The sequence below is a fragment of the Photobacterium sp. ABD4_091 genome (genome assembly GCF_056160145.1).
Genome location: NZ_JBSWWQ010000002.1, coordinates 1,025,061 through 1,038,589 on the forward strand (window position 1 = coordinate 1,025,061; position 13,529 = coordinate 1,038,589).

General features: G+C 45.1%; 13 protein-coding genes. 7 read left to right on the top strand and 6 right to left on the bottom strand.

The window, feature by feature from the left end; genetic code table 11:
- The first annotated feature begins 898 nt into the window (after window positions 1-898).
- The 7 genes from ACXAGQ_RS19070 to ACXAGQ_RS19100 all read left to right on the top strand — a co-directional run bounded on the left by ACXAGQ_RS19070 (window position 899) and on the right by ACXAGQ_RS19100 (window position 7,567).
- Complete coding sequence (locus ACXAGQ_RS19070) at window positions 899-1,882, top strand: TRAP transporter substrate-binding protein (protein ID WP_475255963.1); 984 nt, start codon at window positions 899-901, stop codon at window positions 1,880-1,882.
- A gap of 49 nt (window positions 1,883-1,931) precedes the next feature.
- A complete protein-coding gene (locus tag ACXAGQ_RS19075; RefSeq protein WP_475255965.1) occupies window positions 1,932-2,432 on the top strand; it encodes a TRAP transporter small permease in 501 nt (166 codons plus the stop codon).
- On the top strand, window positions 2,429-3,697 hold the full coding sequence (locus ACXAGQ_RS19080) for a TRAP transporter large permease (RefSeq protein ID WP_475255966.1): 1,269 nt from the start codon (window positions 2,429-2,431) through the stop codon (window positions 3,695-3,697). Before ACXAGQ_RS19075 ends, ACXAGQ_RS19080 begins: the two co-directional genes overlap by 4 nt.
- A gap of 11 nt (window positions 3,698-3,708) precedes the next feature.
- Window positions 3,709-4,398, top strand: a complete 690-nt coding sequence (locus ACXAGQ_RS19085; protein WP_475255967.1) for an RraA family protein — start codon at window positions 3,709-3,711, stop codon at window positions 4,396-4,398.
- Window positions 4,399-4,456: 58 nt separating this feature from the next.
- A complete protein-coding gene (locus ACXAGQ_RS19090; RefSeq protein WP_475255968.1) occupies window positions 4,457-4,990 on the top strand; it encodes a MaoC family dehydratase in 534 nt (177 codons plus the stop codon).
- 113 nt (window positions 4,991-5,103) lie between these two features.
- Window positions 5,104-6,144 (top strand): IS481 family transposase, encoded by a 1,041-nt coding sequence (locus tag ACXAGQ_RS19095; protein WP_475251940.1) that lies wholly within the window; start codon window positions 5,104-5,106, stop codon window positions 6,142-6,144.
- A 272-nt stretch (window positions 6,145-6,416) separates the two neighbouring features.
- Window positions 6,417-7,567 (top strand): IS3 family transposase gene (locus tag ACXAGQ_RS19100; RefSeq protein ID WP_475250914.1). Its coding sequence is split into 2 segments (ribosomal slippage): window positions 6,417-6,654 and window positions 6,654-7,567, totalling 1,152 coding nucleotides; the frame shifts between segments, so codons are not numbered across the junction.
- A 98-nt stretch (window positions 7,568-7,665) separates the two neighbouring features.
- Here the strand turns inward: ACXAGQ_RS19100 and ACXAGQ_RS19105 are convergent.
- The 6 genes from ACXAGQ_RS19105 to ACXAGQ_RS19130 all read right to left on the bottom strand — a co-directional run bounded on the left by ACXAGQ_RS19105 (window position 7,666) and on the right by ACXAGQ_RS19130 (window position 13,519).
- Entirely contained in the window at window positions 7,666-8,706 is a 1,041-nt protein-coding gene (locus ACXAGQ_RS19105; protein WP_475250925.1) for an IS481 family transposase, read from the bottom strand.
- Window positions 8,707-9,037: 331 nt separating this feature from the next.
- Window positions 9,038-10,081 carry an L-idonate 5-dehydrogenase gene (locus tag ACXAGQ_RS19110; RefSeq protein ID WP_475255969.1) on the bottom strand — a complete coding sequence of 348 codons (1,044 nt, stop codon included), beginning with the start codon at window positions 10,079-10,081 and terminating at the stop codon, window positions 9,038-9,040.
- Window positions 10,082-10,090: 9 nt separating this feature from the next.
- A complete protein-coding gene (locus tag ACXAGQ_RS19115) occupies window positions 10,091-10,852 on the bottom strand; it encodes an SDR family NAD(P)-dependent oxidoreductase (RefSeq protein ID WP_475255970.1) in 762 nt (253 codons plus the stop codon).
- 12 nt (window positions 10,853-10,864) lie between these two features.
- Window positions 10,865-12,016, bottom strand: a complete 1,152-nt coding sequence (locus ACXAGQ_RS19120; RefSeq protein WP_475255971.1) for an extracellular solute-binding protein — start codon at window positions 12,014-12,016, stop codon at window positions 10,865-10,867.
- Window positions 12,009-12,455 carry a MaoC family dehydratase gene (locus ACXAGQ_RS19125; protein ID WP_475255972.1) on the bottom strand — a complete coding sequence of 149 codons (447 nt, stop codon included), beginning with the start codon at window positions 12,453-12,455 and terminating at the stop codon, window positions 12,009-12,011. The genes ACXAGQ_RS19120 and ACXAGQ_RS19125 overlap by 8 nt, the downstream gene beginning before the upstream one ends.
- Window positions 12,446-13,519: a CaiB/BaiF CoA transferase family protein gene (locus tag ACXAGQ_RS19130; RefSeq protein WP_475255973.1), complete on the bottom strand. Its 1,074-nt coding sequence runs from the start codon at window positions 13,517-13,519 to the stop codon at window positions 12,446-12,448. Before ACXAGQ_RS19130 ends, ACXAGQ_RS19125 begins: the two co-directional genes overlap by 10 nt.
- Window positions 13,520-13,529: the final 10 nt, after the last annotated feature.

The window sequence follows — 13,529 nt, forward strand, 5'->3', positions numbered from 1 at the left end:
ATTTCATTCGAAATCATCATTTGCTTTTCTTCTTTAATAAAGTTCTTCAAGCTACCTCGCAACGGGAGACCAGTTAGAAGTCAGCTCGCTTTCGCGCCAGATATAAACCTGTATCCACTTCATTACAAAGTAGCATTCGCTTTTTCTAACCTCCTTTACCTGCATACCTATTGGCAACCTTCACAGGCTGCTTTCCCATAGGGAGATATACAGGTGTATGTTGCGTAAAATGTCAACTTAGATGCCCACTATAGTGCGAAGAGTACGCTGATCACGAAAGTGTAATGTCCAACCTCTTTCCGACTCTCATTGCCATTTTGGCTAAAGCGTATTGTATTGTTGCCATAATTTACCCCGAATATGGGAGCTATAAGGCGCCCATCAGATCAACGAAGCCATGGACACTCCCCTTTGAAAAAATCCACTTTGTAGCATCGGTGCGAATCATATATATGGTGGTGTGCTCTTACCACCACCTTCTCAGACCTATGCCCAGTGCTAGGCCCCCCCTCATAGTCACCGACTCACTTGCTGGCATCGTAATCTTTGGTGGCCTTTGGGGCTCTGTTATTTTGTGAATTATCGTGATGCGCAAAATCATACCAATCAATAACCCTCACCAGTGGTACTACCAGGAAATTGAATTTTGCCAAAAAAGATCATGGTATTGAGAAAACCATTAACAAAGATTATTAAACTCCACTTTTAGTGATATAGCTCACAATCAGTATAATTTCAGGCTCAATTACATATGTGACAGACCTCTTAGCTTCAGCTAAATCATAATCAAAATTGATGATAATGAGCACATTAGTACCTTTTAGGCTAGTAACTAAACAGCTATTCACCTACCATGGTAGCACCATGGAGTGTGGTACTACCAAGATAGGGATTAGCTATGCAATTAAGAAAACTTGCTGTCGCGATAGCCACTTTGGTTCTTGCATCTTTGTCACATGCTACAAGTCTTAATCTCGCGCACATGAACTCTGAGACCCACTCAGTTCATCTTGGTGCGCAGAAATTACAACAAGCAGTAAACTCTCGCTCAGAGGGGCGAGTGACAATAAACCTATTTCCATCCGGCCAACTGGGCTCTAATGCTCAAGTAGCAGAGCTCATTACTATGGGAAGCCCAATAGTAGGTCACTTTGGTACTCCAAACGTTGGTGACTTTTTACCTGATTATCATGTCACTACCTACCCATTCCTGTTTCAAGACTTTGATGAAGCAATGGTTTTTATGGGAAGTGACTTAGTCAAATCAATGGAGGAACAAGTTGAAAAAGAAAACAACCTAAAGGTTATGTGCTATTTCGCTTTTGGTGTACGTGATGTCTACTCACGCAACACCCCAATTCGTTCTCCAGAAGATATGCGTAACATGAAGATTCGCGAGCAGCCTGTAACGCTATACGTGGAACTAGCGAGACAGTCGTTTACAGCTGTACCAACACCAATGCCCTGGACAGACGTATACAATGCTCTTTCTTACGGCATTATTGACGCTGCCGAAGCACCACCTTCAGCGATGCTTGATCAAAAGCACTACGAGCATATCAAGTACTACTCAACTACCAACCATATTCACGACATATCTACGTTTTCAATGCCCGCAACAGTCTACTCATCTCTTACAAAGGCAGATCAGAAAATTCTGGATGAAGAGTTCGAAAATACCTGCAACTGGATTACCGAAAGCGTAAAAAACAGCTATGCAGCTGAACTAGATGAATTAAGAGAGGCTGGGGTTGAAATCATTACAGATGTAGATAGAGCCGCTTTCGAGAAGAACTCTCAAGAGATCTACAAAGCATTCCCTGAATGGCGCGAAGGTCTTTACAAAGAAGCACAACAAATAGTCGCAGAAATTAGGGGTTAGTTTTCACTAAAACTAGGGAGGGTTGATAACCCTCCTTCTAGGAGGTCTTATGAATTTTTTTCGGCTATCCAAACAACTCGTCAATGCCGCCCTCGCTGCCCTAACCACAGTGATGACCTTGTTAGTTTTTATCGCTGTGGTTTATCGCTATGGCTTCAACAAGCCTTTGCTTTTCTCATTTGAGGTAACGACTGCGCTTTTTGTTTGGATTGTATTCCTCGGTATGGCGCATACATATCTCAAAGGCGGACACTTAGGGCTGGATGTAATCGACAACTACCTATCTCCAAAGCAACTTTCGTTCATCAAAACACTACGCTCTCTTATCGTGGCTGGCATCAGCTCGTATATCAGCTGGATTTCGTGGCCTGTTGCAATGGGGACTCGCTTACAGCTGAACTCGGTGGGTATATCAGCCAAATATCTCTATCTTGCAGTACCAATAGGCTTTGGACTGCTAGCCTTCGTGATTGTTGTGCAGCTACTTTACCAACTCGTAAAAGGTAAAAAGTCAGCTTCACTCACCAAACAAAGTGGAGCAAACCTATGACAATGGCCTTACCTGCAATTTTTTTCTCAATGCTATTTCTCGGCGTACCTATAGCCTTCATTATTTTCGCACTTTCCGTCTATTGCGTAGTCAATAATCCGGCTTTAATGGATTTTGTACTGGCACAGCGCATTATTCTGGGGGCTCAATCCTTTCCATTGCTGGCGGTCCCACTGTTCATTCTAGTGGGAGAGCTAATGAACCTGTCTGGTATATCAAATAAAGTAATGGCATTTTGCGCCGTTCTTACCCGAAAAATGACAGGAGGACTGGCCCAAACCAATATTCTACTTTCGTGCCTTCTTGCTGGGATGTCGGGTTCATCCAATGCCGATGCCGCTATGCAAGCCAAGTTCCTCGTCCCTCAAATGGTAAAACGAGGCTATCCACTGGAATTTGCAACTGCACTGACGGCAGCTTCAGCACTAATTTCGCCTATGATTCCCCCAGGTATATGTCTGATCCTGTTTGGATTTGCGGCCAATGTTTCAATAGGCCAAATGTTTATCGCAGCAATCATCCCAGGAATCTTGTTGGCTATCGGTCTGATGGTAACCACTCACTTCTACGTTAAAATCAAAAAGTTCAAACTCGTAGGATGTGAGCAGGAAGTCAGCCAGGGATTAGCAAGTACGTTTGTAGCGGCTCTGCCCGCTATTGTGTTGCCTGTCTTTATCGTAATTGGCATTCGGTTTGGTGTGTTCACTCCCACCGAAGCCGCCTCAGTGGCAGTCGTATATTGCCTATACCTTTGCTGGCGATACGGCACCCTTGAAGCTAAACCCCTATACAAGATCCTACAGAACACAGCCTTCGCAACTTCAGCAATTATATTGGTTCTAGTTGCTTCGTCCGCGTTCAGTTGGGTTGTGACGTTCGAGCAAATCCCTCAACAGATAAGCCACTTCCTTATTAGTCTAAACGCAGGCCCTACCTTAACCTTGGCACTGCTTGCACTTCTGCTTTTGGTACTGGGGATGTTCATTGAGGGTACCGCTTTGGTATTGATTCTTGGCCCAATGTTTATACCGGTAATGCAAGCTATGGGAGTTGACCTCATCCACTATGGCATCGTGTTTGTGTTCATGACTCATTTGGGCGGTGTCAGTCCGCCAGTAGGTGTTGTGATGTTCACGGCCTGTTCGGTCACAGGTGTCAGAATTGATAAATGTATTAGAGCAATCATGCCCTACATATTGACGGTTATGTGCGTGGGTGTACTGCTCATCATATTCCCTCAACTTTCCACTCTATTTACTAACTAGGAGCCCTCTGAATGAAAATGAAATGGAAAAACGATGACGAGCTATTTGCTTTGGCAAAAGAGCATCTGTTTGTGGCTCTTGTTGGCGATGTTCTCGATTCGCTGGGTTATACACACCAGTTTCTTTCTCCCAACCTTAAACCAATTCGATCTGACATGGTGATTATTGGCCGTGCCATGACGGTTCTGGAAGCTGACTTTTTTGGTGATCACCCTGGCCAATCATCGATCAGTGAAATGCCGTTCGGCCGCATGTTTGAAGCGCTCGATGATCTTAAATCAAATGAAATCTATATCTGCTCAGGCAGTTCTCACCGATATGCTCTTTGGGGCGGATTAATGTCTACCCGAGCTATCCAATGTGGTGCGGCAGGTGCCGTTGTACATGGGTTCCACCGCGACACCAATGAAATTGAGCGCCTTAACTTTCCCATTGCTTCGTTTGGGAGTTACGCACAAGACCAAGGCGTACGTGGCAAGGTGATTGATTGGCGTGTACCAATTGAAGTCGACGGCATCCTAGTTAGGGATGGCGACATTGTTTTTGGAGATAGAGACGGAATCCTGATCATACCTAAAGAGATTGAGGTTGACGCTTTCCAAGGCGCCTTTGAGAAGGCAACAAAAGAGAACCAGGTACTACTCGCCTTACAACAAGGCATGACAACCGTCGAGGCATACAAAAAGTTTGGGGTGATGTGATCGCATACTTTCAACCACTAATCTCAACATACTAATTAAATACTCAGAGGAACAAACTATGGTCGTAAAAACCCCAAAGGAAGAACACTCAACACTCGAAAAATACAATACTGAAGACTGGCTCTATGAAGACTTTGAAATTGGTAAGAAAGTAAAATCTATCAGCCGCACCATCTCCGAAGGTGAGGCTATGTTATTCAACTCTTTGGTACTAGACATGCACCCTTACGTTGGCGACCAAGGGTTTGCAGAAAATGAGGGCATGTTTGGTAAGCGACTGGTTGCTGGTGCTCAGGTGTTTGCTTATGGCCTTGGCTTAATGGCAAATAATAACGTGAATACCTTTAGTTACGGCTACGACAAGCTAAGATTTATCCGCCCAGTGTTTATCGGTGACACCATCTACACGGTTCGCACACACAAAGAGAAAAAGCCGAAAAATGATTTAATGGGAATCATCACTGTGAGCTACGAGATCTTCAAAAACGATGGTGAATTAGTGCTATACGCTGAGCACTTACAAACAGTGAAGTATCGAGATCCAAGCGGTGTAAAAGAGAGTAAGTCTATCGATGAATTAGCGGTAAGGTAAGTTAAACTGTATTAGTTCCGACTAGATCTGACACTTCAATTGAAATGAAGAGAGTTACCCACTTTGATTAAAGGTGCTGAATCCGTAATCAAAGACAATAAGAGGTAACTCTCATGCTTCATACTAGCAATCCAATCATCAAACACAAAGCTGGGCTTCTCAATCTTGCAGAAGAACTCGGTAATGTATCAAAAGCTTGTAAAGTCATGGGTGTCTCAAGAGACACTTTCTATCGTTATCAAGAGTTGGTAGAAACAGGTGGTATCGATGCTCTGATTAATCAAAGCCGCAGAACACCAAACTTAAAGAATCGTGTCGATAGTGAGACTGAGCAGGCTGTGCTCAAATACGCCATCAACTTCCCTGCGCATGGACAAGTCAGAACAAGCAATGAACTGCGTAAACTAGGCGTGTTTATCTCTCCAAGTGGCGTACGCTCAATCTGGCTCCGCAATGACCTAGAAAACTTCAAGAAACGTCTTATCGCACTGGAAAAACAGGTCGCAGAGGACGGTATAATCCTAACGGACGAGCAAGTCGCTGCCCTTGAGCGCAAGAAGCATGATGATGAGGCCTGTGGTGAGATAGAAACTGCACACCCAGGTTATCTCGGCTCTCAAGACACGTTCTATGTTGGCAATCTGAAAGGTGTTGGACGCATCTATCAGCAGACGTTCGTTGATACCTATAGCAAAGTTGCTTTCGCTAAGCTCTATACGACAAAAACACCTATCACCGCAGCAGATATGTTGAATGACAAGGTTCTACCGTTCTTCGAGACTCACGAGTTGCCAATGCTGCGAATCTTGACTGACCGGGGTACTGAATACTGCGGTCGAGTTGAGCAACATGACTACCAACTTTACTTAGCCATCAATGATATCGATCACACTAAAACTAAAGCCATGTCGCCACAGACAAACGGGATCTGCGAGCGCTTCCACAAGACCATATTGAATGAGTTCTACCAAGTGACGTTCAGAAAGAAACTGTATGGCTCAATGGATGAGTTGCAGAAAGATCTGGACGAATGGGTGGACTACTACAACAATCATCGTACCCATCAAGGAAAAATGTGCTGTGGCAGAACGCCCATAGAAACATTAGAGGATGGGAAATCAATCTGGGCCGAAAAGAATCTAGCCCAGATATAATCTGACAGGCACCAAGTCGAAAGTGGGTAACTGTCAGATCGGGTCTGAATTAGTACAGTTAAACACATTAAAGACTCTGAATAACAGGCTCGGCTTTAGTTTTCACCTAAGCCGAGCCTGTTTAGTTATTACCAAAATCGGCGAAAATCCCCCCTCCTTCAAGTGGGAGTGTAGTCAACTACCTATCAGTATACTTTAACGAGTTAGTCTGAATAGCCACCGACTTGATAGACACCTTTTAGTTAGACAAAATGACTAATAAAGAGGTGCTTATGAACAGCAAACGATACCCAGAAGAATTCAAAATTGAAGCCGTAAAACAGGTTACAGAAAAAGGCCATAGCGTGGCCGATGTTGCGAATCGTTTAGGGACAACGACCCATAGCCTTTATGCTTGGATCAAGCGCTACGGTCCTGACTCCTCCCAATACCAAGCCCAGTCTGATGAAAGTGCAGAAATCCGCCGACTCAAAAAGGAATTACAAAGAGTCACTGAAGAGCGAGACATATTAAAAAAAGCCGCGGTGTACTTCGCAAGCCAGTCCGACTGAGGTACGCCTTTATTAAAGCCAACCAACCTACTTGGTCTGTTCGGCGCATGTGCAAAGTGCTTGGCATACATCCCAGCGGATATTATGCCTGGCTTAAGCAGCCCGACAGTAGACAGGAAAAGCGGCGCAAATACCTTCTCGGGCTGATCAAACAGTTTTGGCTGGAGTCTGGCGGAGTTTATGGTTACCGGAAGATATACAGTGATCTGCGTGATGAAGGTGAGTTCTGTGGAATTAACCAGGTTCACCGCTTGATGAAACGAGAAGGCATACAGTCGCAGAGAGGCTACCGAAAACCCAGAGCGAAAGCAGGTGGTGAAAATGTTGTGGTTGCTAATAAATTGGCTAGAGAGTTTAACCCTTCCGCTCCGAATCAATCTTGGGTCACTGATATTACGTATATAAAAACTCACGAGGGTTGGCTATACCTAGCCGTCGTAGTTGACCTTTTCTCTCGACGGGTAATTGGTTGGTCAATGAAGAGCAGAATAACTAAAGAGTTAGCTCTGGATGCACTTCTAATGGCTATATGGCGGCGCTCGCCGGTAGTAAATGTACTTGTGCATTCAGACCAAGGAAGCCAGTACACGAGCCATGATTGGGATAGTTTTTTAAAACAACATGGACTTGAATCAAGTATGAGTCGCCGAGGCAACTGCCATGATAATGCCGTCGCCGAAAGCTTTTTCCAACTGCTAAAAAGAGAAAGAATTAAGCGGAAGATATACGCCACTCGAGAAGAAGCTCGGACGGATATCTTCGAATATATAGAGATGTTCTACAACGTTAAACGTAGACACGGTTCCAATAACCAGTTGTCGCCTGTAGAGTATGAAAAGCAGTACAAAGAGAGGCTAACTAGTGTCTACTGAATTAGTGGCTATTCAAAGTAAAGGCAGGCCCTGAGAGTAATTGTACTAATTCAGACCCGATCTGACAGTTACCCACTTTCGACTTGGTGCCTGTCAGATTATATCTGGGCTAGATTCTTTTCGGCCCAGATTGATTTCCCATCCTCTAATGTTTCTATGGGCGTTCTGCCACAGCACATTTTTCCTTGATGGGTACGATGATTGTTGTAGTAGTCCACCCATTCGTCCAGATCTTTCTGCAACTCATCCATTGAGCCATACAGTTTCTTTCTGAACGTCACTTGGTAGAACTCATTCAATATGGTCTTGTGGAAGCGCTCGCAGATCCCGTTTGTCTGTGGCGACATGGCTTTAGTTTTAGTGTGATCGATATCATTGATGGCTAAGTAAAGTTGGTAGTCATGTTGCTCAACTCGACCGCAGTATTCAGTACCCCGGTCAGTCAAGATTCGCAGCATTGGCAACTCGTGAGTCTCGAAGAACGGTAGAACCTTGTCATTCAACATATCTGCTGCGGTGATAGGTGTTTTTGTCGTATAGAGCTTAGCGAAAGCAACTTTGCTATAGGTATCAACGAACGTCTGCTGATAGATGCGTCCAACACCTTTCAGATTGCCAACATAGAACGTGTCTTGAGAGCCGAGATAACCTGGGTGTGCAGTTTCTATCTCACCACAGGCCTCATCATCATGCTTCTTGCGCTCAAGGGCAGCGACTTGCTCGTCCGTTAGGATTATACCGTCCTCTGCGACCTGTTTTTCCAGTGCGATAAGACGTTTCTTGAAGTTTTCTAGGTCATTGCGGAGCCAGATTGAGCGTACGCCACTTGGAGAGATAAACACGCCTAGTTTACGCAGTTCATTGCTTGTTCTGACTTGTCCATGCGCAGGGAAGTCGATGGCGTATTTGAGCACAGCCTGCTCAGTCTCACTATCGACACGATTCTTTAAGTTTGGTGTTCTGCGGCTTTGATTAATCAGAGCATCGATACCACCTGTTTCTACCAACTCTTGATAACGATAGAAAGTGTCTCTTGAGACACCCATGACTTTACAAGCTTTTGATACATTACCGAGTTCTTCTGCAAGATTGAGAAGCCCAGCTTTGTGTTTGATGATTGGATTGCTAGTATGAAGCATGAGAGTTACCTCTTATTGTCTTTGATTACGGATTCAGCACCTTTAATCAAAGTGGGTAACTCTCTTCATTTCAATTGAAGTGTCAGATCTAGTCGGAACTAATACAGAGTAATAGATTCCATACCTTTTTAAACACATTTAATGATATGGTACGTCCCTCCCTACAGCTAAACTTGAGCGGGTTTAGTCTTTAAAGGAAAGTGCCAAATGAATAACACACATATTATCGGAATCGACCTAGACAACAGGAAATGGGGGATCTGACTGACTCAGAACCCCTTAACGTATCAGCTTGGCTAGATAGCTCGATTTTTCAAAGAGTCTGCTATAGCTAAGCCACAAATTGAACCTTCATTGATTTGCTTCGGTCTTTTGCAATCTCAAAGGCTTTACTAGCCTCTTCAAATTTAAACTGACCAGAGAGCATTGGGGTTAGGTCTATACGCCCTGAGGAGATAAGCGCTAGCGCCCTATCAAACTCACCGTTAAACTGAAATGCACCTTTTAGTGTCAACTCTTTTAGCATGATCAGGTTGGCTGGAAGATTAGGCTCTTTTTCAGCCAGGACGGATAGCTGGACTACCGTGCCCTGCTTTTTAACACCAGTCAGACAAGATACGTATGCAGAAGTTGCCCCACTGGCCTCAATAGCCACATCAAACTCGCCGCTCTCTGTAATGAAGTCCTCAACTGACGTATGACGAATATTAATCACCTTATCCGCCCCCATCTGAGAAGCGATTGCTAAAGACTCATCAGTTAGATCGGAAACCACTACTTCAGCAGCACCACTGACTTTTGCCATAGCAGCAGCCAAAGTACCGATAGGGCCTGCACCTGTCACTAATACTCGACGACCGATAAGATCACCTGCTCGCTCTACACCGTGTAACGCGCATGCCGCTGGCTCAACAAAAGCAATCTTATCCAGTTCAGCATTCTGGGGTAGCTTTCTGCAACAGCGCGCTTCGACCTCAAAATACTCTCGAAAGAAGCCATCTATGTGTGGAATGGTTGTGGCTGAGCCAGGAAAACGTTTGTTAGTACAGGTATTGCTGTTTCCACTTCGGCAGTTATCACACTCGCCACAGTTCATCACTGGGGTTATAGCAACTTTCTCACCGACTTTTAAATCATTAACGTCTGAGCCTATCTCAACAATAGTGCCCGAGGCTTCATGCCCTAGAACCAGAGGGTTTTGGAGTAAGAAACCCGCATTGGCAAAATCTTGATAATAGTGAAGGTCGGTACCGCAGATACCCGCCGAGCCTAATTGCACTCGCACCTCTTTTGAATCAAGGCTTCTTGGCTTACGTTGCTCGACTCGAGTTGTTTTAGCATCGGTCAGAACCAAAGCTTTGTATGTATCAACCATAACTTCCTCCTAAAATCCGACACTGTAGCCACCGTCAATCGGTAACAATTGACCATTTACATAAGACGCACTTTCTGAGCATAGATACACAGTAGCGGCGGCAATATCCTCACCCAAACCCAGGCGTGGCATTGGAATACGGCCTTCAATTTTTGCCGCGCGAGCCGGATCGCCAGCCAGTACTTTGCGGGTCATTTCAGTGTCTATGAATCCAGGACACACTGCGTTACAACGGACATTAAACGCACCACAATCCACCGCGATACTTCGCGTTAAACCCACTACAGCTGTTTTAGTGGTTACATAGCCTGCAGCGCTTGGCAACGCCATCAAACCGCCCATTGAGGAAACGTTTACGATAGCGCCACGCTCTCTTTGCTTCATCTTGCGAATCACCTCACGTGACATAACAAACAAACCAGTCACGTTGATATCGTTGATGTTTTGCCACTCTTCCGTAGACACATCCCAAATAGGTTTCTTAAGATGCACGCCAGCGTTGTTCACCAGATATTCAATATCACCCACTTCCTGCTCGATGCGCTCAACGAGGTTTGCAGTGGTGTCGAAGTCTTTAATATTGTGCATATAGGTATGAACATCTTCGGAGTTCAACTCCACACGTGCACTTTCCAATGCGTTCGGATCAATATCAGTGATCACTACGGACGCATTCGCATTGAGAAACGCCTTCGCTTGCGCCAGTCCAAGGCCTCGTGCACCACCAGTCACAATAACAACCCGCTTTTCGAAATTGTATGTCTGTTTCATGTCTCTTCCTTACTAGTCGTATTTTCTTTCTTTTTCGCCTAGAAGGCTCTTCTGGTACGCCTCCTCAAGCCCTTGAATAACGTCTTCAACGCTGTGTTTTCCCTCTAAAAACTCATTGACTAAATCACCACCGACATCCGCTAAATACAAAAATCCGTTATACCTCGGGCGTAGCCAGCTATTCTCGATAGTCGTTAGTGTGTCTTTAAAGAACTGATTCGAAGCTTTGTTTACGCTTTCATCCAGCCATGCGGCTTTGTGTGCCGGCTGTCCGTCTCGCTCAAAATAGATACTTTTTTGTAGCTCTTCACCCGCAAGTGAAAATGCAAACTCTTTGGCCAGTTCTGGGTGAGCACATTTGGAAGAAATAGCGATCCCTGTACCGCCGATGATAGAGCCGCCGATTTCCTTGTCTGCGAAGGTCGGCATATCAGTAAAGCAGATGGTGTTGGTGCGGTAGCCTGTTCTTGCATAGTTGGTATAACCAAACAGGAGTGGGCAGTAAACGTATTGATCACTGGTAGACATGATCTCTAAAACATCAATTGGATTGTGAACCAGGTTTTCTTCAGGCAGGTATGGGGCGAACATTGCCATCAGCTCAAGCGCTTGTTTCGCCACCCCCTTATCAACGAACTCATGCTCTGTTGTTGCCACCGGTTTACCTAGATTGGCACACAGAGTAAAAAAACTATCGACAGCATCTACCGGCTTGAGTGGCCACAGTACTTTGCCTTGTTTTGCTAACTCGAAGACTTCATCCCAGTTTGACGGTGGCGATTCCAATAAATCAGGCCTGTAACAAGCCACCTGACAGGCAGCATCAACCGCAAGAGCCCAGTTTTTTCCATCCAACTCATAGCTTTTATGAGATGGCCCTACACTGTTAGCATTTAATTCCGCCAACGCATCCACATATTTCTCATCATTGAGCGCAATGATCGAACCTTGCTGAGAAGCCTCCCCTATGTGTGGATGGTCGATGATCATGAAATCATACTCTTCAGCAATCACATCCAAAGGTCTATCGGCAAAAGCTTGCAATGAACGCTTATCCCACTCAATCGTTACCTCTGGGTATCGAAAATTAAACACTTCTGACGCAGCAACAAGTGGGTTATAGCCGCGATCATGATCCCACGTCATTCCCCTTAACTTAATCATCGCGTTTCTCCACCAGCAGCAGATGTTCTGTAGCCATCACGGACTTGCCCTGTTGATTGAGCACCTCCAGTTTTTCTGAAACGATGCCATAGTTCTCTTTTCTTGGGTGGGGACGCTTCTCAGTGATCGTGACGTGCACCTTAATGGTATCGCCGATGTAAACAGGGTTAGTAAAACGAAGCTTTTCATAGCCATAGGTCATGGCTCGATTGTTGATAAGACCTGCGGTCATACCCACAGCAACAGAAAAGGTCAAAGTACCGTGTGCGATACGCTTTTCAAATGGTTGAGTCTTACACCATTCTGCATCCATATGGTGGGGATAGAAATCACCCGTCTGACCTGCATGAAGAACGATATCTGACTCAGTAATAGTTCTACCTATAGTTTCTCGGGCTTCACCAAGCTCGAAATCCTCAAAATATTTGTCTATAAACATGTTGAATTTCCTATAAATAAATGTGTGTGCTCCCCTACTTCAGGTGCGCCGATAGGAGAAATAAATCGTTCGCCATCAATGGTGATAGGACAGCGAGTGGTATGAAGGATCTGTTGCTGCTTGTTGAATACGCCCTGCTCAAAATTGAGAGACTTGTAATGGTCAGACTCTCTGAGCTCATGCCAATCGAGCACTGGGCACGCTGGAATGTTGTTAGACTTCAATGCCTCAAGCAATAGTCGTTTGGGTTGTTTTGAGATGTATTTTCCAAGGCTTAAAGCCTTATTGGCATCCAAGGAAAGGGCCTTTGACACAGCTCTGGAGTCGACAGAGCCAATCGCTAAATACCCATCGAGAGTTTGATAAATACCTTGAGCATCTTTGCTAACTTCGCCTAAGGTCACCCCATGGTTTAAATGTTCAAAAAGCGCAATTGATTGCAGCGAAATGAGTGATTCAACTAGACTAACCTCTGTTAATCCTCCTTCGCCGGTTAGTCCTCGGCGAACCAATAGAGCAAGAATGCCTTGAGCTAACTCATAGGCTGCGGTTAGATCTGCAATAGCTAAGCCCATAGGCTGGGGATCTTGACCATCACCGTTTGACCACACTAAACCGGATAGGCTCTGCGCCAAAAGATCCTGGCCAGGTTTATCTTTCCAGGTCGTTGAATCAGGGCTATAGCCTGAGACAGAACCATAAACAAGCTTTGGGTTAACCTCTCGTAAGGTTGTCCAATCTATACCGAGTTTCTTGGCTACGCCGGGTCTGAAGTTTTGAATCACCACATCAGCGCCCGCGACCAATTGCAATGCATCCTGATAACCAGACTTCGACTTTAGGTTAATGGCGACGGATTTCTTGTTGCGGTTAATGGCATGAAAAATAGTGCTTTCATTACCGACTTTCTGTTTAGCCACATAAAGCTGGCGGCAGATATCTCCCACGCCAGGCCTTTCCACTTTAATCACCTCAGCACCGAGGTCTGCTAGTCGAAGGCTACAAGCGGGCCCTGCCAAAAACTGACTAAAGTCAACAACTTTGATACCTTGCAATGGTCGCATAGTCAGATCC